The organism is Rhodococcus sp. Z13_19A, from assembly GCF_058133575.1.
Genome location: NZ_JBYUNN010000002.1, coordinates 551,636 through 575,162 on the forward strand (window position 1 = coordinate 551,636; position 23,527 = coordinate 575,162).

General features: G+C 72.7%; 24 protein-coding genes. 10 read left to right on the forward strand and 14 right to left on the reverse strand.

The features are described 5' to 3' along the window. Window position 1 precedes the first annotated feature (1 nt). Window positions 2-595 (reverse strand): TIGR03086 family metal-binding protein, encoded by a 594-nt coding sequence (locus AC3YNX_RS09305; protein WP_489995286.1) that lies wholly within the window; start codon window positions 593-595, stop codon window positions 2-4. 75 nt (window positions 596-670) lie between these two features. Here AC3YNX_RS09305 and AC3YNX_RS09310 point away from each other — a divergent pair, with 75 nt between their 5' ends. From AC3YNX_RS09310 to AC3YNX_RS09320, 3 genes are all read left to right on the forward strand, one after another. Continuing rightward, complete coding sequence (locus AC3YNX_RS09310) at window positions 671-1,534, forward strand: helix-turn-helix domain-containing protein (protein WP_489995287.1); 864 nt, start codon at window positions 671-673, stop codon at window positions 1,532-1,534. Between the two features lie 153 nt (window positions 1,535-1,687). After that, entirely contained in the window at window positions 1,688-2,059 is a 372-nt protein-coding gene (locus AC3YNX_RS09315) for an SdpI family protein (protein ID WP_489995288.1), read from the forward strand. A 387-nt stretch (window positions 2,060-2,446) separates the two neighbouring features. After that, the gene (locus AC3YNX_RS09320; RefSeq protein WP_489983837.1) at window positions 2,447-2,773 is read left to right on the forward strand and encodes a DUF732 domain-containing protein; all 327 of its coding nucleotides are present in this window, start codon (window positions 2,447-2,449) and stop codon (window positions 2,771-2,773) included. Window positions 2,774-2,776: 3 nt separating this feature from the next. Here AC3YNX_RS09320 and AC3YNX_RS09325 read toward each other — a convergent pair whose 3' ends face one another. From AC3YNX_RS09325 to AC3YNX_RS09340, 4 genes are all read right to left on the reverse strand, one after another. Further along, window positions 2,777-4,780: a SpoIID/LytB domain-containing protein gene (locus tag AC3YNX_RS09325; protein ID WP_489995289.1), complete on the reverse strand. Its 2,004-nt coding sequence runs from the start codon at window positions 4,778-4,780 to the stop codon at window positions 2,777-2,779. Window positions 4,781-4,862: 82 nt separating this feature from the next. Beyond that, complete coding sequence (deoC, locus tag AC3YNX_RS09330; protein ID WP_489983839.1) at window positions 4,863-5,540, reverse strand: deoxyribose-phosphate aldolase; 678 nt, start codon at window positions 5,538-5,540, stop codon at window positions 4,863-4,865. Window positions 5,541-5,591: 51 nt separating this feature from the next. After that, window positions 5,592-5,963: a thioredoxin gene (gene trxA / locus AC3YNX_RS09335; RefSeq protein ID WP_127782330.1), complete on the reverse strand. Its 372-nt coding sequence runs from the start codon at window positions 5,961-5,963 to the stop codon at window positions 5,592-5,594. 82 nt (window positions 5,964-6,045) lie between these two features. Beyond that, window positions 6,046-6,237 carry a hypothetical protein gene (locus tag AC3YNX_RS09340; RefSeq protein ID WP_164860528.1) on the reverse strand — a complete coding sequence of 64 codons (192 nt, stop codon included), beginning with the start codon at window positions 6,235-6,237 and terminating at the stop codon, window positions 6,046-6,048. A 279-nt stretch (window positions 6,238-6,516) separates the two neighbouring features. Between AC3YNX_RS09340 and AC3YNX_RS09345 the strand changes: the two genes are divergently transcribed. After that, the gene (locus AC3YNX_RS09345; RefSeq protein WP_489995290.1) at window positions 6,517-8,139 is read left to right on the forward strand and encodes an acyl-CoA synthetase; all 1,623 of its coding nucleotides are present in this window, start codon (window positions 6,517-6,519) and stop codon (window positions 8,137-8,139) included. A gap of 67 nt (window positions 8,140-8,206) precedes the next feature. Here AC3YNX_RS09345 and AC3YNX_RS09350 read toward each other — a convergent pair whose 3' ends face one another. The 4 genes from AC3YNX_RS09350 to AC3YNX_RS09365 all read right to left on the reverse strand — a co-directional run bounded on the left by AC3YNX_RS09350 (window position 8,207) and on the right by AC3YNX_RS09365 (window position 11,522). Then, entirely contained in the window at window positions 8,207-8,950 is a 744-nt protein-coding gene (locus tag AC3YNX_RS09350) for an SDR family NAD(P)-dependent oxidoreductase (protein WP_127782333.1), read from the reverse strand. Window positions 8,951-9,024: 74 nt separating this feature from the next. Beyond that, window positions 9,025-9,942, reverse strand: coding sequence for a 3-oxoacyl-ACP reductase (locus AC3YNX_RS09355; protein ID WP_127782334.1), 918 nt, complete (start codon window positions 9,940-9,942; stop codon window positions 9,025-9,027). 184 nt (window positions 9,943-10,126) lie between these two features. After that, the gene (locus AC3YNX_RS09360) at window positions 10,127-10,633 is read right to left on the reverse strand and encodes a nuclear transport factor 2 family protein (protein WP_489995291.1); all 507 of its coding nucleotides are present in this window, start codon (window positions 10,631-10,633) and stop codon (window positions 10,127-10,129) included. Beyond that, complete coding sequence (locus AC3YNX_RS09365) at window positions 10,626-11,522, reverse strand: LLM class F420-dependent oxidoreductase (RefSeq protein WP_489995292.1); 897 nt, start codon at window positions 11,520-11,522, stop codon at window positions 10,626-10,628. Before AC3YNX_RS09365 ends, AC3YNX_RS09360 begins: the two co-directional genes overlap by 8 nt. Window positions 11,523-11,697: 175 nt before the next feature. Here AC3YNX_RS09365 and AC3YNX_RS09370 point away from each other — a divergent pair, with 175 nt between their 5' ends. Then, the gene (locus AC3YNX_RS09370; protein WP_489995293.1) at window positions 11,698-12,558 is read left to right on the forward strand and encodes an alpha/beta fold hydrolase; all 861 of its coding nucleotides are present in this window, start codon (window positions 11,698-11,700) and stop codon (window positions 12,556-12,558) included. A gap of 55 nt (window positions 12,559-12,613) precedes the next feature. Further along, entirely contained in the window at window positions 12,614-13,792 is a 1,179-nt protein-coding gene (locus AC3YNX_RS09375; protein ID WP_127782338.1) for an acyl-CoA dehydrogenase family protein, read from the forward strand. Between the two features lie 69 nt (window positions 13,793-13,861). Here the strand turns inward: AC3YNX_RS09375 and AC3YNX_RS09380 are convergent, their stop codons facing one another. Next, entirely contained in the window at window positions 13,862-15,379 is a 1,518-nt protein-coding gene (locus AC3YNX_RS09380) for an MFS transporter (protein ID WP_489995294.1), read from the reverse strand. A gap of 127 nt (window positions 15,380-15,506) precedes the next feature. Here AC3YNX_RS09380 and AC3YNX_RS09385 point away from each other — a divergent pair, with 127 nt between their 5' ends. Continuing rightward, window positions 15,507-16,205, forward strand: coding sequence for a TetR/AcrR family transcriptional regulator (locus AC3YNX_RS09385; RefSeq protein WP_489995295.1), 699 nt, complete (start codon window positions 15,507-15,509; stop codon window positions 16,203-16,205). On the opposite strand, the gene AC3YNX_RS09390 is transcribed toward AC3YNX_RS09385, so the two are convergent. After that, a complete protein-coding gene (locus AC3YNX_RS09390; RefSeq protein WP_489995296.1) occupies window positions 16,202-17,131 on the reverse strand; it encodes a TIGR03619 family F420-dependent LLM class oxidoreductase in 930 nt (309 codons plus the stop codon). The genes AC3YNX_RS09385 and AC3YNX_RS09390 overlap by 4 nt on opposite strands. A 45-nt stretch (window positions 17,132-17,176) precedes the next feature. Beyond that, window positions 17,177-17,980, reverse strand: a complete 804-nt coding sequence (locus AC3YNX_RS09395; protein WP_489983847.1) for an SDR family NAD(P)-dependent oxidoreductase — start codon at window positions 17,978-17,980, stop codon at window positions 17,177-17,179. 274 nt (window positions 17,981-18,254) lie between these two features. Here AC3YNX_RS09395 and AC3YNX_RS09400 point away from each other — a divergent pair, with 274 nt between their 5' ends. Beyond that, on the forward strand, window positions 18,255-18,971 hold the full coding sequence (locus AC3YNX_RS09400; protein ID WP_489995297.1) for a PaaI family thioesterase: 717 nt from the start codon (window positions 18,255-18,257) through the stop codon (window positions 18,969-18,971). A gap of 13 nt (window positions 18,972-18,984) precedes the next feature. Here AC3YNX_RS09400 and AC3YNX_RS09405 read toward each other — a convergent pair whose 3' ends face one another. Further along, window positions 18,985-20,013 carry an alcohol dehydrogenase catalytic domain-containing protein gene (locus AC3YNX_RS09405; RefSeq protein ID WP_489995298.1) on the reverse strand — a complete coding sequence of 343 codons (1,029 nt, stop codon included), beginning with the start codon at window positions 20,011-20,013 and terminating at the stop codon, window positions 18,985-18,987. 285 nt (window positions 20,014-20,298) lie between these two features. On the opposite strand from AC3YNX_RS09405, the gene AC3YNX_RS09410 reads away from it, so the two are divergent. Further along, complete coding sequence (locus tag AC3YNX_RS09410; protein WP_489995299.1) at window positions 20,299-21,087, forward strand: SDR family NAD(P)-dependent oxidoreductase; 789 nt, start codon at window positions 20,299-20,301, stop codon at window positions 21,085-21,087. Between the two features lie 13 nt (window positions 21,088-21,100). Here the strand turns inward: AC3YNX_RS09410 and AC3YNX_RS09415 are convergent, their stop codons facing one another. After that, entirely contained in the window at window positions 21,101-21,616 is a 516-nt protein-coding gene (locus AC3YNX_RS09415) for a nuclear transport factor 2 family protein (RefSeq protein ID WP_127782346.1), read from the reverse strand. Between the two features lie 221 nt (window positions 21,617-21,837). Here AC3YNX_RS09415 and casI point away from each other — a divergent pair, with 221 nt between their 5' ends. After that, complete coding sequence (casI, locus tag AC3YNX_RS09420; RefSeq protein ID WP_489995300.1) at window positions 21,838-23,526, forward strand: steroid-22-oyl-CoA synthetase; 1,689 nt, start codon at window positions 21,838-21,840, stop codon at window positions 23,524-23,526. The last annotated feature ends 1 nt before the right edge of the window (window position 23,527 follow it).

A 23,527-nucleotide genomic window follows, 5' to 3' on the forward strand; every position in this document is an offset into this window, starting at 1 on the left:
GCTACGCCGGGGACCAGCGCGGGTCGCGGCCGGACAGCCCGAGCAGCTGGTCCATGGCCGGCGCGCTCGGCGGCACCGGTACCGGGTCGGCGAACATCTTGCCCTCGCCCTGGTAGTCGGGGCTGAGCATGCTCGGGGCGAACGCCACGATCTGGGCCGCGGCCGCCTCCGGCGGCGACCACGGCTGTCCGGTCGCCCGCGCCAGGTCCCAGCCGTGCACCAGGTACTCCCAGAGGATCATGCCCAGCGCCATCTCCCCGGGCATGGCGTCGTCGCCGAGGTACAGCGGCCGCTCGGCGGCGCCGGCCTGCAGCGATGCCACCAGCTGGTCGGCAGCGGCGCGCACCGCGGTCACGTGGTCGACGCTCGCACCGGGATCGGCCGGCGCCGCCTGCGCGCGGTTGTCGGGGTGGGCGAAGCCGTCGGCGAAGTTGCCCAGCCAGGCCAGCACGTGCTGGCGCAGCTGGGCCACGTCCATCTCGGTGCACGGGGTGGGATTGTGCAGCTGGCCGGGTCCGATGGTGGCGACGACGGTGCCGAGGTCATCGAGCACGGTGTCCAGCAGGGCGGTGGTGTGCTGCGTGGAAGAGGTCATGACCTCCACGGTAGAACCGCGCTGACCAGCACCGATTGAACAAAAGCGTCACCCGGCCGGGCTAGGGTCGCGGACGTGGTGAGGGAACCAGAGCCGGTGGAGCGGGACAGCCGCGGCATCCTCGACCCGTGGCTGCTGCGGCAGCGGGTGCGGCTCACCCGATACCCGGTGCAGCCAGAGCTGCTCGGGCTGGTCGACCGCTTCTGGGCGGTGCAGTGGGACCTGCCGGCCGGACAGGTGCACGCCCAGCAGGTCCTCACCCACCCCGGCGCCAACCTCTCGGTGGGCCACGCCGATGGGCGCAGCAGCAGCGCGGGCTCGGTGGTGGCGGAGTGCGCCGGGGTGTCCACCGGCCTGACCACCCGCACGCTCACCGGGCGCGGGTGGACCGTGGCCGCCCTGACCACCCCCGGCGGCCTGGGCGCCTTCCTGGACGCCGACGCCGCTACGCTGACTGATCGCGCGGTGCCACTGGGCGTGGCGATCGGCGTGGACACCGACGCACTCGTGGCGCAGGTGTCCGGCGCCGCCGATGAGGCTGCTCGAGTGTCGGTGCTGGCCCGGGCGCTGGTCGCAGCCGTGCGTCCCTCGCGGGCCGGCACGGCTCGGGAGGTGGCTCGGCTGGCCCGGGTGGCGGAGACCGACCGCACGGTGCGGGGGCTGGCGGACCTGTGCACGCGGGCTGCGGTCGGTCCGCGGACCCTGCAGCGCAAGTTCCTGCGCCACGCGGGGGTGCCGCCGACGTGGGTGCTCCGTCGCTACCGCCTGCTCGACGCCGCGGAGGCGGTGCGCGACGGCCGGCAGGTGGTGTGGGCGGAGGTGGCGGTGGAGATGGGCTACGCCGACCAGGCGCACCTGATCCGGGACTTCCGGGCGGCGCTGGGACAGACGCCCGCGGCGTACGCGCAGGCGCAGGCACGCCGGGCGGAGCGGGGCTAGGGCCGATCTGACGGCTGCCGGTTCCGTGCCTGCGGTCGCGTCACCCGAACAGCCTGGCGTGCAAGCGGTTCGCATACAGTCAGGTGGTGCCCCAGCGGCACCTGAGCGGGGAAGGTTCGTGGTGGCAACACTCTGCCGAGAGGGGGCTGGACGGTGGGATCATCGGACTTGCTGGGTCTGACGACCTCGCTGACGGCCTCCACGCTCGTCGTCGCGCTCGTTGCCGGACTCATGCCGCGACTTGTCGGTGAGGAACCGAATCCCGTGGTGGGCATACGCACCAAGGCGACGATGTCGAGCCCCGAGGCGTGGCAGCTGGGCCATCGGGTTGCGCGGCCGCTTCTGCGCCGGACGGTGTGGACCGCCGGAGCGGGATTGTGCGTGCAGGTCGTGATCGGTGTGGTGACCGGTTTCGGATCAGTGGTGTCGGCTGTCGCTGCACCATCGGTGTTTCTCGCAGTGTTCACCGTCCTGCTCTGTGCGGCGTTGAAGGGCAACGCCGCGGCGAAGTCGCTGCAGCGTTGATCCGGTCGTTCCCGGAGCTCCGGGTCGTGCCCGAAGTCGACGGGTTCGCCACCGTGGCGAGACGGTAGGGGCGCACCAGGCCGGGATGCCGGGTGGGCGAGGGTCGGCGGCGAGGTGCCGCAGCCGGGCGTACCTTGGCGCGGGCGCAACCCGACAGGCAAGGACGAGCCCATGCCAGTGAACACCCGGATCGCCGGTGCGGTGGTCGCCCTCGCCGCGACGGCAGGGCTGGGAGCGACGGGGTGCGGAGCCGACGGCTCGTCCCCCGTGACGGCCCCCTCGCCACCGCCTGCCACGACCCCGTCGGCCACGACCCCGCCTGCTGCCTCCTCGTCGGGCACCTCACCGCCGCGGGCAGCACCGCCGCCGGGGACCACGGTGTACGTGGTGCCGACTGGCTCCACCTACACCGAGTACGTGCCCTACCCGAGCTACCCCGGCTACGGCGGCTATCCCACCTATGGCAGCTCGTACTCCGACGCCGACTTCCTGGCTCGGATGCGCGCAAGGGACATCGTCACGCCCGACGACGCGGTGCAGGTGGTCGGCGCTCGCGGCGTGTGCCAGGGGCTGTCCCAGGGCAGCGGGCTGACGGCGGAGGCCAACGAGCTCATGGATCCGCCGTACGACTACTCCGCGGTGCTGGCCGGGTACTTCGCCGGCGAGGCGGTCAGGGTCTACTGCCCGCAGTACACCTACCTGCTCACCCCCTGAGGGTCAGCTGCGCACGACCTGCCCCGTGGCCCACGAGAAGGTCAGGGTGCCGCCCTGGAAGCGCGACGCCCGTCCACCCGGCACGTCGTGCTCGTGGGAGGTGGGAAAGCCCAGCGAGCCGGTCTCCCCGCCACCAGCGGCCCAGGCCTGCCGGATCGCGCCGTGCACCTCGTGGGCCCCGGTGGCCGGCGACCAGTAGACCGACCCGCCCTCGAAGTGGTTGTACCGGCCGGTGCCCTTGCTGGTGGCCGTCTCACCGGTGGTGGGAAAGCCCAGGAAGCCCGCCTCCCAGCGCTGCGCGGCCCACACGTCCCGGACAGCGCCGTAGACCTCCTGCGCGCCGGTGGCCGGCGACCAGTACAGCGACCCGGACTGGAAGTGGTTGTAGCGGCCACGGCCGTTGGGTGTGCCCAGCTCGCCGGTGATCGGCAGGCCCAGGGGGCCGGCCTCCCGGCGCAGCCCCGCCCAGCGCTCCCCGATGGACCCGTAGACCTCACGGGCGCCGGTGGCGGGGGACCAGTAGATGGAGCCGCCCTGGAAGTGGTTGTAGCGGGCGACCCCGTCGGCGGTGCCCAGCTCGTTGGTGGTGGCCGCGCCGAGGATGCTGCGGGCGCCGCCCAGGACCTGGTAGCGCTCGCCGATGGCGCCGCCCACGCTGAAGCCGGCGGGGGTGGTGCCCGGGACAGCGCCAGGGACAGCGCCAGGGACGGTGCCAGGGGCCGCGATGCGGAACCAGTCAGAGCGCAGCCCCAGGGTGATGCGCACCTGGTCGCCGGTGCGGGTGACGGTGCCCTGGGTGCCGACGATGCGCACCTGCGTCGCCCGGCCGCCGTCGACGCCGAGGCCGTTGCGGGCGCTGACGTCCATGCTCACCAGCTCGCCGATCCCGTAGGCGCGGGCGATGGAGCCGGCGGTGACGGTGGTGGTCCACGTGGCGTAGGGCGAGACGGCGTCGCCGGCGTCGGGCACCGCGGGGAACAGGCCACCCGCGGTGTGGCCGCCGGTGGAGGAGGAGAACTCGGCGCGCACCGCGGTGCCGCCCCGGGTGAGCACCACGCCGGCGGTGGCGAGGATGGCGGCGTCGCTGCGCCGGTCCTCGGCGCCGGAGCCGGTGTAGACCTGGCAGGACTGGGAGTCGCAGGTCTTGGCGTAGCGGTAGCGCGACTCCGACAGCGAGTACGACCGGGCGGCCACCGCCTGCGCCCGCAGCGCCGCCGCCCCGCCGCTGTCGGCCCAGCTGGCGGGGGACTCCGACGGCACCACCCCGCGCAGGTAGTCCTCCGTGGACAGCGAGCTGACGGTGCGCTGCACGCCGCCGTCGTTGACCGCCACCAGCGATCCGCGGTACCGGGTGCCGGTGCTGCACAGGCGGAGGTTCTCGGCGGTGGGGCGGTTCAGCCCCTCCACCGGCGGGTCGGCTCGGGTGCCCGCGGTGTCTCGCACCCAGTAGGTGCGTCCCCCGCAGCCGGCCGTCGCCGTCACCGTGGCGCCGCCGCTGGGCTTGGCGACCATGGTGACCGCGTCGCCAGGGGCGATCCAGGTACCACCGGCGTAGAAGCCGCGGTCGGAGAACACCGACATGGCGCGCCCGTCGCTGCCGGTCAGCCGCACCGTCATCAGCGGGTTGCCGACCTGGCTGAGCACGGTGTTGCCGTAGTAGTGCGCCAGGATCTGCTGGTGGCTCCAGCCGTGGCGGGTGGCGTAGCCGTAGGAGCCGTACTGGCCCATCCCGCGCCCGTGGCCGTAGCCGTGGCCGGTGATGGTGACCTGGGCGTCCGCGCTGAGGGCAGCCAGCCGGACCGGCGCCTCCACCGGCGGCGTGCCGGAGGTGGCGATCAGCGCGGCGGCCACCGACACGAGGGCGGCGGTGCGCGCGAACCGGCGGACGAACAGCGCACCGGCGCCGCGGCCCGGTGCGCGGGGCGTTACCAGGCGCGGCGAGCGGCGGCGAGCCGGCGCGCCGGGGTTGCGCAGGATTGAGCACAGTAAGTAATCAAAAGATGCCACAAGGTGACCATCGGCAGGGGCGAGCGCCCCATGAGCGCATCCCGGGACGGGGTCTGGGAGCGGGCGTGCCGGACTGCCCGGACTACTCGGGCAGCTCGGCCAGCACGGCCGCGGTGGCGCTCATGCCCAGCCGGGTGGCACCGGCGTCGAGCATCGCCTGGGCCGCCGCCAGGCTGCGGATGCCGCCGGATGCCTTCACCCCCAGCGCGGGCGCGGACTGGTGCAGCAGCCGCACCGCCTCGGTGGTGGCGCCACCAGTGGGGTGGAACCCGGTGGAGGTCTTCACGAAGTCGGCGCCGGCCTGCTCGGCGGCCCGGCACGCGAGCACCACCTGCTCGTCGCTGAGCGCCGCGGTCTCCAGGATCACCTTGAGCACGTGGTCGGCCGGCGTGACGGCGCGCACGGCGGCGATGTCGTGCTGCACACCGACGAGGTCGCCATCGACCACTCGGCCGAGGTCGGCGACCATGTCCAGCTCGGTGGCGCCCAGCGCGAGGGCCGCACGAGCCTCGGCGACCTTGCCCGCGGTGAGCACCGCGCCGGCGGGGAACCCGATCACCGTGCACAGCGCGGTGCCGGTGTCCCGCACCACCGGGGCGGCGTCCACCAGGCGGGCGGAGCTGACGCAGACGGAGGCGCACCCCAGCCGAACGGCCTCGGCCGCAGCGGCGCGAACCGCTGCGGCCGAGGCCTCGGGCTTGAGGAGCGTGTGGTCGACCAGGCGCGCCAGTCCGGCGCGCGTGAGGGGTGCTGTCGGCATGGCCGGCACGCTACGGGTAGTGCGTGCCGCGCGATCCGCCAGCAGGCGGGCTCAGCTGGAGGCGCTGTCCGCGGTGGCGAGCTCGGCCCGCACCTTGTCCATGTCGAGCTCCTCCACCTGGGTGATGAGCTGCTGCAGCGACGCCTCGGGCAGGGCGCCGGGCTGGCTGTAGACCAGGATGCCGTCGCGGAAGGCCATCAGCGTGGGGATCGACATGATCTTCAGCGCCGCCGAGAGCTCGGGCTCGGCCTCGGTGTCCACCTTGGCGAAGGTGATCTCCGGGTGCTTCTCCGCGGCGGCGTCGTAGACCGGCGCGAACGCCCGGCACGGACCGCACCAGCTGGCCCAGAAGTCGACCAGGACCACTCCCGGCTCCTGGATCGCCGTGGGAAAGGTCTCCTTGGTCAGGTTGGTGGTCGTCATGACGTCCTTTCGGTGCTGGTTACCCCGTGGCTCGGACAACGTCGCGACCCGACGATTTCATCCCGGGCAGCGGCGCTCGTCCTCAGGCGCTGAGCAGCTCGCGCTCGTCGGCGGGCAGGCTGGGCAGGCAGTCACAGGCGCTGCCGAGCCGGTCGCAGGTGAGCAGCAGGTCGTGACGGGCGGAGTCCAGCACCACGCAGCCGTCCTCGGTGCACTCCAGGACGTGGCTGAGGTGCACGATCAGCGTGCCGTGGCAGTGGTCGCTCTCGCTCACGCAGTCAATGCACTGGTCACTCATCACACGCACCTCGCAGATCTGGGGGTCAAGCCTCGGTCAAGCTCTGCTGATGTTGGTACCACCAGGCCCTGACAGCTCCGCGCTCCTGGCCCGGCGTGTCGGCGAGCGCCCGGCCCGGCGTGGCGTGGTCCTGGTCTCACTGACCGGTAGCCGCGCTTGGTCGGCCCCCGCCGGGGTGCGGGAATGGCAGTGCCGCAGAACACACTGGCGCACCCGTGCCGCAGGCACCGCGCCGCCCGCTGACGAAGGACGACCATGTCGCTGAACCTCGCTGACCTGTACGAAGCCGTTTCGGACGCGATCCCGGACCGGGTGGCGCTGGTCTGCGACGGCCAGCGCAGGACCTACGCCGAGCTGGACACCCGGGCCACGCAGGTGGGGCACCAGCTGCAGGAGCTGGGGATCCGGCCCGGCGACCACGTGGGTCTGCACATGCGCAACAGCCTGGAGTTCGTGGAGTCGCTGCTGGGCTGCCTGAAGGCGCGGGCCGTGCCGATCAACATCAACTTCCGCTACACCGACGCCGAGCTGAGCTACCTGTACGGCAACGCCGAGCTGGTCGGCGTGATCGTGGACGGCGACCTGGCCGCCACCGCGGCCGCCGTGCTCCCGGCCTGCCCGACCGTCAAGCACGTGCTCACGCTGGGCGCCACCGACGCCGACCTCGGTGCGGTGACCCACGTGGACTACGAGCTGGGGGTGTCTGCCCAGTCCGCCGAGCGTGACTTCGGCGAGCGCAGCAACGACGACCACTACGTGATCTACACCGGCGGCACCACCGGGATGCCCAAGGGTGTGGTGTGGCGCCACGAGGACTTCTTCCACGCCGCGCTCGGCGGGGGCAACCACTACGGCGACTCCTACACCAGCGCGGCGGAGGTGGCCGCGGCCGCCGCGGCGGCGGAGACCCCGATGACGTTCCTGGTGACCGCGCCCCTGATGCACGGCGCCGCGGTGTACTCCTTGTTCAGCGGGTTCTTCATGGCCAGCAAGCAGGTGCTGATGCGCCAGTTCGACGCGGTCGAGGCGCTGCGCCTGGTGGAGGCGGAGTCGGTCAGCTGCGTGATGGTGGTCGGCGACGCCATCGCCCGGCCGCTGGCCGACGCCATCGCCGCCCACGCCGGTGAGCACGACCTCAGCTCGCTGTTCATGATCGGCTCCGGTGGCGCCCTGTGGTCGCGCACGGTGCAGGCCCAGCTCACGGAGCTGCTGCCCAACCTCTACCTGCGGGACAGCTTCGGCGCCTCGGAGTCCGGCGCCGACGGCACCTTGGCCATGGGGGAGGACGGGTCCATGCGCATGGCGCCCAGCGCCAACGCCGTGGTGGTGGACGAGACGCTGCAGCCGGTGGAGCCCGGTTCTGGCGAGCTGGGCTACCTCGCCCGCAGGGGCCACGTCCCGCTGGCCTACTACAACGACCCGGCCAAGACCGCCGCCACCTTCCCGGTGGTGGACGGTGTGCGGATGTCGGTGCTGGGCGACATGGCCCGGGTGGAGGCCGACGGCACCATCGTGCTGCTGGGCCGGGGCTCGGGCTGCATCAACACCGGCGGCGAGAAGGTCTTCCCCGAGGAGGTGGAGCAGGCGCTGAAGAGCCACCCTGCCGTGATGGATGCGCTGGTCGCCGGCGCCCCCGACCCGCTCTACGGCGAGCGGGTGGGCGCGGTGGTCCAGCTGCGCGAGGGCTTTGACGAGCCCAGCCTGGAGGACGTGCAGAAGCACTGCCGCACCCAGATCGCCGGGTACAAGATTCCCCGCTCGCTGGTGGTCGCACCGTTCATCGTGCGCTCGCCCAGCGGCAAGGCGGACTACCGCTGGGCCAAGGCCACCGTCGCCGAGGCCGGCGCCGAGGCAGCAGCGCCCAGCACCCGCGGCTAGCGCCGACCAGACAGGCCCGGACCTGCTGGTCCGGGCCTGTCTGCGTGCGTGGGGGCGAGCGTGCAGCTCAGCGCAGCATGATGCTGCCGCCGTCGACCATCAGCGTCTGCCCGGTCATGTACCGCGCGTCGTCGCTGGCCAGGAACACCGCCACCCGGCCGATGTCCTGCTCGGGGTCGCCGAAGCGGTGCAGCGGAACACCGGAGAGCACCGCCTCGGCCATCGCCGGGTGCTCCTCCTGCCACTTGCGCACACCCTCGGTGGCAGCGAGCGGGCTGATGATGTTGACGGTGATGCCGTCGCGGGCCCACTCGTGTGCCGCCACCCGGCTGACCGCCCGGATGGCCTCCTTGGCCGCGGCGTAGGAGGTCTGGGTGGGTTGGCCGTTCAGGCCGGCCCCGGAGGCGAAGTTGATGACCGTGCCCCCGTGCTCCTTGAGCTGGGGGTGTGCGGCCTGCATCAGGTGCACCGTGGGGTAGAAGCCGGTGCCGAACGACAGGTCGAACATCTCCTGGGTGTGCTCCAGCAGCGGCGCCTGGCGAGAGGCGTGGGCGTTGTTGACCAGCACGTGCAGTCCGCCGAAGGCCGCCACCGCGGCGTCCACGATCTCCTGCGCCGCCTCGGGCCGGGAGATGTCGGTACGCAGGAAGCGCACCGACTCGCCCAGCTCCGACGCCAGGGCCTGGCCCGCCTCGTCGTTGACGTCGACGGCCAGGACCCGGGCACCTTCCTTGGTGAAGGCCTGCACGATGCCGCGGCCGATGCCGCCTGCCCCGCCGGTCACGATCGCGACTTTTCCGTCCAGGCGCATGGCGCTCCTAGCTGGTGCTGTAGGTCAGGCTCGGGTCCTGCGGGAGAGATCCGCGGGGAGGTGCCCGCTCGACGTCAGTCTATGGCGAGCGCGGGCTTCTCCAGCGCGGCGACGTTGTAGGCGGAGTAGGTCTCGTAGCGGCCGCGGCCGGAGAAGTACGGCGTCAGCTGGTCGTTCATCTCCTCGACGGAGAACGCCGAGCCCGCCGCGTCGAAGCGGTTCTCCACCTGCGGGGCGGCCATCAGCGCGACCATCTTGCCGTAGACGACGAACACCTGGCCGGTGATCTCCTCGGAGGCGGGGGAGGCCAGGTAGGCGACCAGGGTGCCGACGCGGTCCGGGGACAGCGGGTCGGCGCCGGGCTCGCTCTGCTCGCCGAAGGCCTCGGCGGTCATCGCGGTGCGCGCCCGCGGGCAGATGGCGTTGGCGCGGACGCCGTAGCGCTGCAGGCCCTGGGAGGTGGACAGCGTCAGCGCGGTGATCCCGGCCTTGGCGGCGGAGTAGTTGGGCTGGCCGGCGGAGCCGAACAGGAACGCCTCGGAGGAGGTGTTGATGACGCGGCCGAAGATGGGGCCACCGGCGTCCTTGGACTTCTGGCGCCAGTGCACCGCCGCGGCGTGGGAGGTGGCGGCGTGGCCCTTGAGGTGCACCCGGATGACGTCGTCCCAGTCCGACTCCGACAGGTTGAAGATCATCTTGTCGCGCAGGATGCCGGCGTTGTTCACCAGGATGTCGAACGAGCCGAAGCTCTCCACCGCGGTCTGCACGAGCGTGTCGCCCAGCGACCAGTCGGAGACGTCGCCGAGGACGGCGACGGCCTGGCCACCGCTGGCCTTGATCTCGTCCACCACGTCGTGCGCGGCCGGGCCCATGTCGTTGACCACGACGGCGGCACCGGCACCGGCCAGCGCCAGCGCCTCGGCGCGGCCCAGGCCTGCGCCCGCTCCGGTGACGACGGCGGCCTTGCCGTCCAAGCTCAGGGACTCAACCATTTGCGAACGGCTCCTTGTACGGGGGAGAGCAGGGGACTACCTGCCGGCAGATGCTAGGCAGGCTGACCGTGCGGCAGCGCCGACGTCCCGCTGATCGGAACACCTGGGTACGTCTGCAAGTACGCCCCAGCCGCCCCGCGCAGGTCAGCAACCGCTACCCACCACCGCCGCCCGGCGGCAGGGATCAGGGGCGCGAGACCGGCTGCCCGCCCACCCCGGCGGCCAGCATCTCGCGGGACTCGGGGCGGCCGTCCAGCACGCGACCGGTGCGCTTGGTGACCCGCCAGCCCTCGGCGCCGCGGGCCAGCTCCCACCGGTTGGCGGTGAGCCGGGCGATGCGGAAGCCGGCGGCGTCCACCTTGTTCATGATCAGCTGCGTGTACTGGATCGCCACCGCGGTGTCGCCGTCCACGGTGACGCGGGCCGGCGCGGGGAAGTGGCCGCAGCCGTCGTGGATGTAGCCCTGGTGGGCCGAGGAGCCCACCATCGCCTCGATCTCCGCGCGGCCGTTCATCGGGCGCGGGTCCACGTCGTAGACGCCGTCCTCGGTCCACAGGCCCGACACCGTCGTCGCCGAGCCGCTGTCCACCGCCGCGGGGTAGGTGTAGATCAGCGTGGTGATGTCCAGGTGGTCCTGCAGCAGGGCGACCCGCTGCTCCAGGGCAGCCAGGCGGGCGTCGACGTCAGTCATCGAGGGATCCTTCGGTAGGCGGGGTGAAGCGCGCGCCGAGTGGTTCGGCGAGCTCGCGCAGGGCGTGCAGCTGGTCGCAGTAGTGCTGGGCGCCGGTGGCGTCGATCGCGACGCTCACCACGGTGGCGCCAGCGTCGCGCAGCCGGCTCAGCGCGGTGGAACAGGCGTCCGGGGCGCCCAGCGGGTCGAGCTGGCGGCCGGGGGAGAGCACCACCTCCAGCTGCGGGGGCAGCTCGGCGGCACCGAGCAGCTCGGTGAGCTCGCGCAGGCCCAGCCCGAAGGGCACCCACCCGTCGCCGTGCTCGATGGCGCGGCGCAGCGAGCGCGGGGTGCGGCCGCCGATCCACAGCGGGACCCGAGCCTGCTGGGCGTGCGGCGACACCAGGAAGCCCTCGTAGGAGTAGTGCTCGCCGTGGTAGCTCGGCTCCGGCTGCGACAGCGAGGCGCGCAGCGCTCGCAGCGCGTCGTCGGCGCGGGCGCCGCGGCCGCTGAACGGCGCGTCCAGCAGCTCGAACTCCTCGCGCAGGGTGCCCACGCCGAGCCCCAGCACCAGCCGGCCGCCGCTGACCACGTCCAGGGTGCCGTAGCGCTTGGCGATCTCCAGCGGGTGGTGGTAGCCGAGCACCAGCACCGTGGTGGTCAGCCGGACCTGGCGGGTGCGGGCGGCGAGGTAGCCGAGGGTGGCCAGCGGGTCCCAGTAGGTGCCGCCGCGCTCCTGGGCCACGTCCACCGGGACCGCCACGTGCTCGCTGCAGGTGAGGTGGTGAAAGCCCAGCCCGTCGGCGGCCTCGGCCACGCGCGCCAGCTCGGCGATGCCCGCGGAGCGCTCCCACTCGGACGTGGTGGACGGGTGCTGCACCACGATGGGTGAGCTGAGTCCGATGCGCACTGCTGGCACTTCCTCGGGGGCTGGGAGAGGTAAATGGACTAGGGCATGGTGTCGCGCCGCGCCGGGCGACCGGGTCGGGATCTCGCTGATCGGGACCGCGCGATTACCGGCGGGTTAGCGTGTCTAGCGTCACTGACGCGCAACGACGCGGCCGACTGTCACCTGAGGTGGATGAATGACTGATGTGAGCTTCGAGGGAACCCGGCGCGAGCTGGAGACCGACGCAGGCGTGCTGCGCTACCACGAGGCCGGCGACGGCCCCCCGCTGCTGCTGCTGCACGGCTCGGGTCCCGGCGTGACCGGCTGGCGCAACTACCGCGGCGTGCTCGGCGAGCTCGCGGAGGACTTCCGCTGCCTCATCCTGGAGTTCCCCGGCTTCGGCGTCAGCGACCCCACCGAGGGTCACCCGATGATGACCGCGGGCGTCTCCGTGGCCACCTTCCTGGACAAGCTCGGCCTCGGCGCGGTGGACATCATCGGCAACTCCATGGGCGGCATCGTCGGCGCCAACGTGGCGATCCACATGCCTCAGCGGGTGCACAAGCTGGTCACCATCGGCGGCATCGGGCGCAACATCTTCAGCCCCGGCCCCGGCGAGGGCATCAAGCTGCTGATGGAGTTCACCGACAACCCCACCCGCGAGGGCCTCGTCCGCTGGCTGCACTCCATGGTCTACGACCCCGCCGTGGTCACCGAGCAGCTCATCGAGGAGCGCTGGGCGCTGGCCACCGACCCGGAGACCCTGGCCGGCGCGCGCAAGATGTACAGCAGCAAGGCGTTCGCGGCGACCGCGGCGGCGCAGAAGGACGCGATCCCGTACTGGGCGCAGCTGCACAAGATCACCGCGCCGACCCTGCTGACCTGGGGTCGCGACGACCGTGTCAGCCCGGTGGACATGGCGCTGCTGCCAATGCGCACCATCGCCGACGCCGAGCTGCACATCTTCCCCAACTGTGGCCACTGGGCGATGATCGAGGCCAGGGAGGCGTGGCTGCGCACAGTCAAGGCCTTCCTCACCCGACCCGACGCCAGCTGATCATCCCGCCCGCCATCCGGCGTCCGGCGAGCAACACCTAGAGGAGAACGAAGACATGGGCCAGGTTCTGGACACGATCATGGCGCGGGCGGACGAGATCCGGGCCAACGCCGAGGCGAACGAGGCGGGCGGCAAGCTCACCGACGCTGCCGCCAAGGTGCTGCGCGAGTCCGGCGTCATGCGGATGCTCGCCCCCAAGCAGTACGGCGGCACCGAGTCGCACCCCCGCGAGTTTGCCGAGACCGTGATGGCCACCGCCGCCCTCGACGGCGCGACTGGCTGGCTCACCGGCATCGTCGGCGTGCACCCGTGGGAGCTGGCGCTGGCGGACCCGAAGGTGCAGGAGGAGGTCTGGGGCGAGGACAACGACACCTGGACCGCGTCCCCGTACGCGCCGATGGGCATCGCCACGCCCACCGACGGCGGCTACATCCTCAACGGCCGCTGGTCGTTCTCCTCCGGCACCGACCACTGCCAGTGGCTGTTCATCGGCGCCATGGTGGGCAACCCCGACGGCACCCCGATCATGCCGCCGAAGGTCATCCACGTGCTGGTGCCGCGCCCCGACTACGAGATCGTGGACGGTAGCTGGGAGGTCGTCGGGCTCAAGGGCACCGGCAGCAAGGACGTCACCGTCAAGGGCGCCTACATCCCCGAGTACCGCACCATCGACGCCGCCAAGGTCGGCGACGGCACGCTGGTCAAGGAGCAGGGCCGCACCGAGACCCTGTACAAGTACCCGTACTGGGCCATCTTCCCGCTGGGCATCACCTCCGCCGTGATCGGCATCGCCGAGGGTGCGATGGCCTGCCACGTCGCGGCGCAGAAGAACCGCGTGGCGGTCACCGGCACCAAGATCAAGGAAGACCCGTACGTGCTCTACGCGATCAGTGACGCGGCGGCCGACATCGCCGCCTCGCGCGCCGCGCTGCTGGAGACCACCGACCGCTTCTTCGACGCCGTCGACGCAGGCAAGGAGGTCAGCTTCGAGGACCGCGCCCGGGGACGACGCACCCAGGTGGCGGCGGCCCGTCGGGCCGTGCGCGCGGTGGACGACATCTTCGACCGCTCCGGTGGTGGCGCGCTGCACCTGCACACCCCGCTGCAGCGCTTCTGGCGCGACGCCCACGCCGGGCTGGTGCACGCGGTGCACGTGCCGGGCTCGATCTACCACGCCACCGCGCTGCTCGAGCTGGGCGGCGACCCGCAGGGCATGATGCGCAACACCATCTGACCTGCGGCTGACGCACAGCAGCGGCCGTACCCCGGTGGGGTGCGGCCGCTGCTGCGTGGTGGAGGCTGGCTAGTGGGCCATGGCCGGCGCCCCGTGCGCGTCGTGGTTGGGGATCTCGTTGCGGTAGAGGATCGCCGAGAGCACCGCGCCGACGGCGAAGAACGCCGCGGCCAGCCAGAACGCGGAGTGGTAGCTGGACAGGGCTGCACCCTCGGCCAGGCGCTGCGCCAGCACAGCCGGGTCACCGCCGGCGGCCTGGGCGGCGGCCAGGTTGTCGCTGACGTAGCCCTCTGCGGCCGACGCCGCGACGCTGCTCAGCAGGGCCACGCCGATGGAGCCACCGACCTGCTGCGCGGTGTTGACGGTGGCCGAGGCCACGCCGGCGTCCTCGTCCTGCACCCCGCTGGTGGAGGCGGCGATGCCGTTGGAGAACACCTGGCCCATGCCGAGGCCGAAGAGGACGAGGCCGGGCAGGACACCGGTGACGTAGGAGCTGTCCACCTCGATGCCGGTGAGCAGCACCAGGCCGAGCGCGGAGATGGCCATGCCCGCGCTGACCAGGATGCGGGGGCTGAACCGGGCGGACAGCGGGGCACCGAGCACCGACGCCGACACCGCGATGGCGGCGACCATCGGGACGAACGCACACCCGGTGACCACCGGGCTGTAGCCCAGCGTCTGCTGCATGTAGTAGGTGAGGAACAGGAAGATGCCGAACATGCCCACGGCGGCGATGAGCATCACCAGGTAGGACGTGCCGCGCAGCCGGTCGGCGACCACCCGCATCGGCAGCAGGGGGTGGCTCACCCGGGTCTCCACCCACACGAAGGCCGCGAGCAGCACCACGCCGAGCGCGAGGAACGTCAGGGTGAGCGTGTCCGACCAGCCGTGGGTCTCGGAGTGGGAGAAGCCGTAGACCAGGAAGAACAGGCCGCTGGTGGCCAGCAGCGTGCCCGGCCAGTCCAGCCGGTGCCGGTGGCCGCCCTCGGCCTTGCGGGGGAGGAACAGCACCGCGCCGACCAGGGCCGCGATCGCGAAGATCACGTTGACGTAGAGGCACCAGTGCCAGGAGAGGTACTCGGTGAGCACGCCACCGAGCAGCAGCCCGATCGCCCCGCCGGCACCGGCGATGGCGCCGAACACGCCGAAGGCCTTGGCGCGGTCGGCGGAGCCGGCGAACGTCACCGACAGCAGGGACAGGGCCGCCGGGGCGAGCAGCGCACCGAAGACGCCCTGCAGGGCGCGGGCGGCGACGAGCACCTCGAAGCTGGGGCCCCAGCCGCCGAGGGCGGAGGCGGCGGCGAAGCCGACCAGCCCGACGATGAAGGAGTTGCGGCGGCCGAAGAGGTCGTTGATCCGCCCGCCGAGCAGCAGCAGGCTGCCGAAGGCGAGGGAGTACGCGGTGACCACCCACTGGCGCTCGCTGTCACCGAACTCCAGCGAGCGCTGCGCCTCCGGCAGAGCGATGTTCACGATGGTGGCGTCCAGCACCACCATCAGCTGGGCAACGCTGAGCACCGCCAGGATCAGCCACCGGCGGCGGCTGTCCCCCTCGGTCGCTGGCGGTGTGCCGTGGGTCTGGGTCATGCGAAAAGGCCTCCGGGAGAGAAGCGGAACGAGAGATTCCGCGCCACGGTAACAGCCCGGAACGACAGGTTCCGCTTAGTTGCCGGTGGGGGCGCCGGCCCGAGATCACCCGCGTAGGGTCCGCGCCATGCCCCGCAACACCCCGGCGCTGCGCAGCGACGCGCGGGCCAACCTCGAGCGAATCCTGGACGCCGCCCGGCAGGTGTTCGCCCTGCGCGGGCTCGAGGCGACGCTGGCCGAGGTCGCCGAGCAGGCCCAGGTGGGCGTGGGCACCGTCTACCGGCGGTTCACCGGCAAGGACGAGCTCATCGAGCGCCTGTTCGTCTCCCGGCTGGAGGAGCTGATGGCCCTGGCCCGGTCGGCCACCGAGGTGGCCGACCCGTGGGAGGGGCTGGTGTCGTTCCTCACCGAGAACACCCGGATGCTGGCCGAGGACCGGGGGCTGCGGGACCTGGTGGTGGGTGGCCCGACCCGGGCCCTGTGCTCGGCCAACACGGCGACCCAGCGCGGCCTGGTGGACGCGGTGGAGCAGACCCAGCTGGTGCTGGAGCAGCAGGTGGCGCTGCTGGTGCGGCGGGCCAAGGAGGCCGGGGCGCTGCGGCCGGACGTCGAGGCCACCGACCTGCCGATCCTGGCGCTGTCGGTGCAGGCGGCCAGCGGCCACGTGGACGGCGGCCAGCCCGAGCTGTGGCGACGCACCCTGGGCATCGTGCTCGACGGGCTGCGGGCCAGCCGCGACAGCTGCACCGCGCTGGAGACCCCCGCGCTGAGCACCGAGCAGCTGCACACCACCATGCGCCGCATCCAGGGGCTGGGCTCGCGCTAGCGCACCACCTCACCGGTGTGGGCCGAGGCGAAGGCCGCGGCCAGCGCCGGCAGCTGCTCGGCCGCCCGGTCGGGGTCCGGGTCGACCACCTGCAGCGCCACGTTGACGTCGGTGCAGCCCACCGCGAGCAGCGCGGCCGCGTCCGCGGCGGTGGCGTCCCAGTCGATCTCGCCGGACGCGCTGCGGGCCACCGCCAGGCGACCGCGCACCTGCAGCTGCTGCGGGTCCCGGCTGGCGTCGGCGAAGGCGCCGCGCAGCTGGTCGGCACCCCGGGCGATGTCCTCGTGGGTGGCGCCCATGATCGGGATCCACCCGTCGCCCCACGTGGTCAGCCGTCGCACCACCGGGGTGGACAGCGTCCCGGACACCCAGATCGGGATGCGGGCGCCGGCCGGCGGGCGGGGCATGCAGTAGGCGTCGCTGAAGGACACCGTGGGGGTGTCCACCGAGGCGGGGGCCTGCTCCCACAGGGCGCGGCACCCGGCGAGGGTGTCGTCGAGCAGCCGACCGCGGCGGGCGAAGTCCATCCCGGCGGCCTCGTACTCCTTGGCCTGCCAGCCGGTGCCCACGCCCAGGTCCAGGCGCCCGCCGGAGAGCAGGTCCAGGGTGGCGGCGGTCTTGGCCAGCACGGCGGCGCCACGCAGCGCCGCGATGACGATCCCGGTGCCCAGCCGGATGGTGCGGGTGCGCCCGGCCATCACCGACAGCACGGTGAGCGGCTCCAGCCACATCGCGTCCGGCTCGGTGGCGAAGGGGCCCCAGGTGTAGGCCGAGGTGTCGGGCCCCATCACCACGTGGTCGGTGACGTTGACGCGGTCGATCCCGGCGGCCTCGGCCTGCTCGGCCAGCTCGATGAGGTGGCGGTAGCCGTCGCGGGCCAGCAGCGGTCCGAAGTTGGGCACGTTCAGGCTGAGGGTGGGGCGCACGGGTGAGGATCCTTCGGCGTGGTCGGACGGTGGCAGGACAGGAGCTCAGGCGTTCATCGGTCGGTTGGTCCAGGAGCCGTCCGCGCGGGGGAACCAGCCGCCGGCGGCGTGGCTGCCGCCGTCCACGTGCAGCGTGGAGCCCGTCATGTAGCGGGACAGGTCGGAGGCGAGGAAGAGCGCGGGTCCGGCGACGTCGGTGGGCTGGCCGGGTCCGCCGAGCGGGGCCCAGCGCGGCCACCGCTCGCGGTCCTCGGGCGCGACGAGGCGCTGGTAGGGCACCTGCGGGGTCTCGATGAGGTCGGGCGCGATGTTGTTCACCCGGATCTGGTGCCGACCGACCTCCAGGCTGAGGCTGCGGGTGAAGTGCCGCAGCGCCGCCTTGTAGGTGGAGTAGATGACGTGGCCGGGGATGCCGCGGTGGGCCTCCACGGTGGTGAGGTTGATGATCGAGCCGCCGCGGCCGCGGGCGATCATGCCCGGCAGCACTGCGTGGGTCAGCCGCAGCGCGTGGTTCAGGTTGACCTCCGCCAGGGGCTCCCACTCCTCGGGGGAGGCGTCGGCGAAGGTGACCGGCGCGCGCAGGAAGTGTCCGACGTTGTTCACCAGCACGTCCACCGGGTGCTCGGCCACCTGGGCCGGGAAGTCCGGGTCGGTGACGTCGGCGACCAGCGTCTGCACTCCTGGGGGCAGGTCCGCGAGTGCCGCCGCGTCGGTGTCCACGGCGAGCACGGTGGCGCCGTGGGCGGCGTAGAGGGTGGTGATGGCGGCACCGATGCCGGCGGCGGCCCCGGTGACCAGGGCGGTGCGGCCGGCGAGCAGCGCGGTGGGCGGTGCAACAGGGTCGGGCACAGGTTCTCCCTTGCTGAGGGTGTTCGCCGGCTCAGCCTGGCAGGCGCGCAGGGTGGTGTCCGAGCAGGTCTTGATCAGCGGAAGACGCCTGCGGACAACGCGATCAGTGCCGCCGACCGGTGACAGGGACGGTGCGCGCCGGCCGCCGCAGCCGGGTGAGACGATCGGCGGGACCCGGCCACAGCGGTGGCTGGTGACCGGTGCTCGGGGGAGCGCGTTGGCCCCGGCGCGAGGTGCAGGCGGCGGTGCCTGTACGCGACCACGGAGGTCCAGCATGGACAGCAGCCCTTCCCCACAGGACCGGGACACGCAGACGCCGTTCCTGGCCGGGCCGGACCCGGTGGACCCGGACGGCGACGCCCGCGGCCCGGTGCTCACCTCTCCGCCCACCGGCGACCCCATCGACCGCGCCACCCGCGCCGCGCGGCGCCTCGTGGACGCCCTGCTGCGCACCAGCCGGGACAGCCCGGACCTCTCCCGGATCACCGAGGAGCTCGACTCCATCGCGGACAACCTGGAGGCGCACTGCCCCGAGGTGGAGGAGCGGCTGGCGGACATGTGGGGCGGCGAGGGCGTCACCCGGCACGACCCGGTGACCGGGCCGGAGAACGCCATCGCCCCGCCGGTGGTGCTGGCGGGCAAGGACGACGGCTCCATCGAGGGCGTGGTCACCCTGACGCTGCCCTACCAGGGGCCGCCGCGGATGGTGCACGGTGGCGTCTCCGCCCTGCTGCTCGACCACACGCTCGGAGTGGCCAACTACTGGGCGGGCGACTCCGGCATGACCGCCGAGCTGACGCTGCGCTACCACCGGCCGACGCCGCTGTTCGAGCCGCTCACCATCACCGGGCGCCAGGTGTCGGTGGAGGGCCGCAAGATCCGCACCGAGGGCCAGATCGCCACGGCTGACGGCCAGGTGTGCGTCAGCGCCCAGGGGCTGTTCATCAACAAGCACCTGCCCCGTCCCGGGCACCAGCAGCCGGAGAGCTAGCGACCTCGCGCGCTCAGGGGACCAGGATCGCCCGGCCCAGCACGGTGCCGGCCTCCAGGTCGGCGAAGGCCTTGGCGCCGTCCTCCAGCGCGTACTGCTGAGCCTGCAGGTGCAGGTGTCCCTGCTCGGCCAGCGCGAGCACCGCGCGCTGGTCGCTGCGGGTGCCGGCGTAGGTGCGGCGCACGTCCACTCCCCAGGGCAGCGCGTCGGCGCCGGCGCTGTAGGCGAAGCTGCCGCCGGCCAGCCCAACGAAGCGCAGCGCACCGTCGGCGCCCACCACCGAGGTGGCCAGGTCCACGGTGGACTGCGAGCCGACGAAGTCCAGCACCACGTCGGCGCCGTGGCCGTCGGTGAGCTCCAGGATCGACGCGGCGGTGGACTCGTCGCTGTCGAGCACCGCGTGTGCGCCGTGGCGGGCCGCCAGCTCACGCTTGCCCGGGGAGGGGTCCACGGCCACCAGCCGCGCCGCCGAGGTGGCCGCCAGGATCTGCAGGCCCACGTGCCCAAGGCCGCCGACGCCGAGCACGGCCACCGTGGCGCCGGGCTCCAGGCGCTGCCGCACCCCGTTGATGGCGTGGTACGGGGTGAGTCCCGCGTCGGCGAGCGGCCCGGCGGTCACCGGGTCGAGCGTGCCCAGCGGCTCCAGGAAGCGGGCCTTGACCGCGATGTACTCGGCCATCCCGCCGTCCAGGCCGAGGCCCGGGCACGGCGGAAGTCCCTGGCGCCCGGCGGCGAGACAGGCGTTGTCGCGGCCCTGCACGCACGCCCGGCAGGTGCCGCACGCCCACACCAGGTAGACCAGCACCGCGTCACCCTCGGCGAAGCCCTCCACCGCCGGACCCACCGTGGCCACGTGGCCGGCCGTCTCGTGGCCCAGGGTCATCGCCCGTGGCGCGGGGAAGGGCAGGTGCAGCAGGTGCAGGTCGGAGTGGCACACGCCTGCGCCGGCCACCTTCACCAGCACCTCGTCGGGGGCGATGGGCGGCAGGTCGACCTCGCGGAGCGCCACCTGGCCGGGGGAGACGAGCTGTAGCGCCCGCACCTCAGCGACCCTCGGGGGAGGGCGCAGAGGCGCTGGGGAAGGACGGGCGGGCGAAACGGCTCACGGAGGTCTCCGGCGGGTCGCGGGTCCGGGCGAGGCGGGTGCCCGGGGTGGACGGTGCTGCTCGGAGGCCCTGGTGGGCAGGACGCTATGACGGCGACACCGCGGTGTCAACGGTGCCGCACAGGAGTTCTCGGTGACCGAGATGCCCAGGTCAGCGCCTCGTCGTGGCACTTAGTGTCCGCGGAAACGCACGCACCGTGACGGCAACGAGGAGCAGGAACCATGGGCAAGCTGGACGGTCGGGTCGCAGTCATCACGGGTGCGGGCATGGGCATCGGGCGCGGCATCGCCGGCGCGTACGCCCGCGAGGGTGCCTCGGTGGTGGTGGCCGAGATCGACGAGGCCGCCGGCCGCGAGACGGTGAGCTGGATCGGCGAGCAGTGGGGGACGCCGGCGGTGCTCGTGCCCGTGGACGTCACCGACAAGGCCCAGGTGCTGTCCATGGTGGACACCGCGGTGCAGCGCTTCGGCCGCCTGGACGTGCTGGTGAACAACGCCTGGCGCGGCAGCGGCTTCGCCCGGCTGGAGAAGATGACTGACGAGCAGCTGCGCGGCGGCTTCGACATGGCGGTGATGGCGGCGTTCTGGGCGATGCAGGCCGCGCTGCCGCACCTGCGCGAGCACGGCACCGGCCGGGTGATCAACCTCTGCTCGCTCAACGGCGTCAACGCGCACATGTACTCGGTGCAGTACAACGCCGCCAAGGAGGCGCTGCGCACCCTCACCCGCACCGCGGCCCGGGAGTGGGCCCCGCACCAGGTGTGCTGCAACGTCATCTGCCCCGGTGCGATGAGCGCGGCCTACCAGCGGATGGCCGCCGCCAGCCCGGAGAACGCGGCGGCGATGGCGGCAGGCAACCCGATGGGCCGCGTCGGCGACCCGCTGGAGGACATCGGTCCGGTGGCGGTGTTCCTGGGCGGCGACGACTGCCGCTACGTCACCGGCAACACCCTGTACGTGGACGGCGGCAGCCACATCAACGGCGTGCAGTGGGCGCCCACCGTCGACTGACGCTGAGCGCTCGCTAGCCGCGGACCGCAGCGCGGAGCTGGTCCACCGGGTCGGTGCCGTCGCGGCGTCCGCGCGGCCCCGCAGCCTTGGGCGGGACGAGCCGGCCCGCGTCGGAGCGGGTCCACTCGCGCACCGCCCAGCGCTCGGCGATGGCCCACCGGCCCTCGCGACGCTCCATCCGGTCCACGTAGCGGGCGCCGGAGGTGAAGCTCGCCTCCGGTGGTGCGTCCGGGGCTCCCCAGTGCGCGGCGCTCAGGTAGGTCTCGCTCACGGCCACGTCGCCGTGCAGCTCCACCAGGTGGTTGCCGACGTGGTGCATGGTGCCGCCCAGGCGGCGCAGCCCGCGCTCCACCCAGGCCAGGTACTCGTCCACGCCGCCGTCGAAGCCGGTGTGGTGATCGACGGCGTCGGGGTGGTAGCAGCTGCGGACGGCCTCGAGGTCCAGGCGGTCGATGGCGCGGCAGTAGCGCAGCACCACCTCGTAGATCGCCTGCTTGTCCAGCAGCTCCTGCAGCGCAGCGTCAGTCATGGGGCGAACGTCTCACGCAATCCTGCTGCCCACCACGGTGCTTCCGATGAGTGAGACGTTGCGGCCAGGGATCGCGCGCCGCCGCTAGCGTCCACCCCGACGCCCCTCGGGCGCGCGCCGGACGCCGGCCGTGACCACCAAGCCGCCCCCACCAGACGCGTCCCTGCGCGTCGCACGAGGAGACTTTTTCGTTGGCAAGCACGCAGGTAGCAAGCACCCAGTTGGCAAGCACCCAGGTCCCCAGCGCGCAGCAGCGCGCCACCGTCGCCGCCCAGCTCCTCGACCGCCTCGGCGACGAGCACCTGGGACTGCGCACCCGTGAGCAGGACTGGACCTGGCACGAGGTGGTGCACGAGAGCGCCACCCGCGGTGCCCTGGCCCAGAGCCTGCGCCAGGACGGTCCGTTCCACGTCGGCGTGCTGCTGGAGAACACCCCCGAGTTCATCTTCTGGCTGGGCGGCGCCGCGCTGAGCGGGGCCACCATCGTGGGCATCAACCCCACCCGGCGCGGGGCCGAGCTCGAGGCCGAGGTGCGCTACGTCGACTGCCAGCTCATCGTCACCGACGCCGCGGGCATGGCCCAGCTGGCCGCGCTGGACCTGGGCCTGAGCGAGGACCGCTTCCTGCTGGTGGACAGCCCCGCCTACGCCGAGCAGCTGGCCGCGCACCAGGGCACGCAGCCCGCGGTCGCGCCGGGCGTGGACGAGCAGAGCCTGTTCCTGCTGCTGTTCACCTCCGGCACCACCGGCATGTCCAAGGCGGTGCGGTGCAGCCAGGGACGGCTGGCGCGGCTGGCCTACGCCAACGTCGCCAAGTACAGCCACGTCCGCGAGGACGTCGACTACTGCTGCATGCCGCTGTTCCACGGCAACGCGCTGATGGCGCTGTGGGCACCGGCGCTGGCCGTGGGGGCCACGGTCTGCCTCACCCCGAAGTTCACCGCCTCCGGCTTCCTGCCCGACGTCCGCTTCTTCGGCGCCACCTTCTTCACCTACGTGGGCAAGGCGCTGGGCTACGTGATGGCCACCCCCGAGCAGCCTGACGACGCCGACAACACCCTGGTGCGCGGGTTCGGCACCGAGGCGTCCCCGGAGGACAAGTCGGAGTTCCTCCGCCGCTTCGGCGCCGAGCTGTTCGAGGGCTACGGCTCCAGCGAGGGCGCGGGCTCGGTGGTGCTCGACCCCGCCGCCCCGGCCGGCGCGCTGGGCCGCCCCGCGCACGCCGACATCGCCATCGTCGACCCCGACACCCGGCAGGAGCGCGTCCGCGCCCGCCTCGGTGCGCACGGCCAGGTGCTCAACCCCGACGAGTCGATCGGGGAGATGGTGGACCGCGGCGGCGCCAAGCGCTTCGAGGGCTACTACAAGAACGAGGACGCCATCGCCGAGAAGATCCGGCACGGCTGGTACTGGACGGGCGACCTCGGCTACGTGGACGAGGACGGCTACATCTACTTCGCGGGCCGCAAGGGTGACTGGATCCGGGTGGACGGCGAGAACACCTCCGCCCTGATGATCGAGCGCATCCTGCGCCGCCACCCCCAGGTGATCGCCACCGGCGTCTACGCCGTGCCCGACCCCCGCTCGGGCGACCAGGTGATGGCTGCGCTGGAGGTGGCCGACCTGGACGATTTCGACCCGGCCGAGCTGGCCACCTTCCTGGGCGCGCAGGACGACCTCGGGTCCAAGGCCGCGCCACGCTTCGTGCGGGTGTCGCTGAGCCTGCCGATGACCGGCTCCAACAAGGTGCTCAAGCGGACGCTGCAGGGCGAGCGCTGGCGCTGCGACGAGCCGGTCTACCGCTGGGTGGGGCGTGGCGCGCCCACCTACACGCTGATGAGCGAGGCCGACAAGGACGCGCTGGACGCGGAGTTCACCACCCACGGCCGCCAGCGCTTCCTCGGGGTCTAGC

Bases quoted from the DNA above. Each gene is read 5' to 3' on its own strand.
- trxA (WP_127782330.1), bottom strand. From the start codon at position 5,963: ATGACGACCACCAACCTGACCAAGGAGACCTTTCCCACGGCGATCCAG.
- AC3YNX_RS09385 (WP_489995295.1), top strand. From the start codon at position 15,507: ATGCCCCGCAACACCCCGGCGCTGCGCAGCGACGCGCGGGCCAACCTC.
- AC3YNX_RS09355 (WP_127782334.1), bottom strand. From the start codon at position 9,942: ATGGTTGAGTCCCTGAGCTTGGACGGCAAGGCCGCCGTCGTCACCGGA.
- deoC (WP_489983839.1), bottom strand. From the start codon at position 5,540: ATGCCGACAGCACCCCTCACGCGCGCCGGACTGGCGCGCCTGGTCGAC.
- AC3YNX_RS09345 (WP_489995290.1), top strand. From the start codon at position 6,517: ATGTCGCTGAACCTCGCTGACCTGTACGAAGCCGTTTCGGACGCGATC.
- AC3YNX_RS09400 (WP_489995297.1), top strand. From the start codon at position 18,255: ATGGACAGCAGCCCTTCCCCACAGGACCGGGACACGCAGACGCCGTTC.
- AC3YNX_RS09350 (WP_127782333.1), bottom strand. From the start codon at position 8,950: ATGCGCCTGGACGGAAAAGTCGCGATCGTGACCGGCGGGGCAGGCGGC.
- AC3YNX_RS09410 (WP_489995299.1), top strand. From the start codon at position 20,299: ATGGGCAAGCTGGACGGTCGGGTCGCAGTCATCACGGGTGCGGGCATG.
- AC3YNX_RS09305 (WP_489995286.1), bottom strand. From the start codon at position 595: ATGACCTCTTCCACGCAGCACACCACCGCCCTGCTGGACACCGTGCTC.
- AC3YNX_RS09375 (WP_127782338.1), top strand. From the start codon at position 12,614: ATGGGCCAGGTTCTGGACACGATCATGGCGCGGGCGGACGAGATCCGG.
- AC3YNX_RS09380 (WP_489995294.1), bottom strand. From the start codon at position 15,379: ATGACCCAGACCCACGGCACACCGCCAGCGACCGAGGGGGACAGCCGC.
- AC3YNX_RS09415 (WP_127782346.1), bottom strand. From the start codon at position 21,616: ATGACTGACGCTGCGCTGCAGGAGCTGCTGGACAAGCAGGCGATCTAC.
- AC3YNX_RS09370 (WP_489995293.1), top strand. From the start codon at position 11,698: ATGACTGATGTGAGCTTCGAGGGAACCCGGCGCGAGCTGGAGACCGAC.
- AC3YNX_RS09360 (WP_489995291.1), bottom strand. From the start codon at position 10,633: ATGACTGACGTCGACGCCCGCCTGGCTGCCCTGGAGCAGCGGGTCGCC.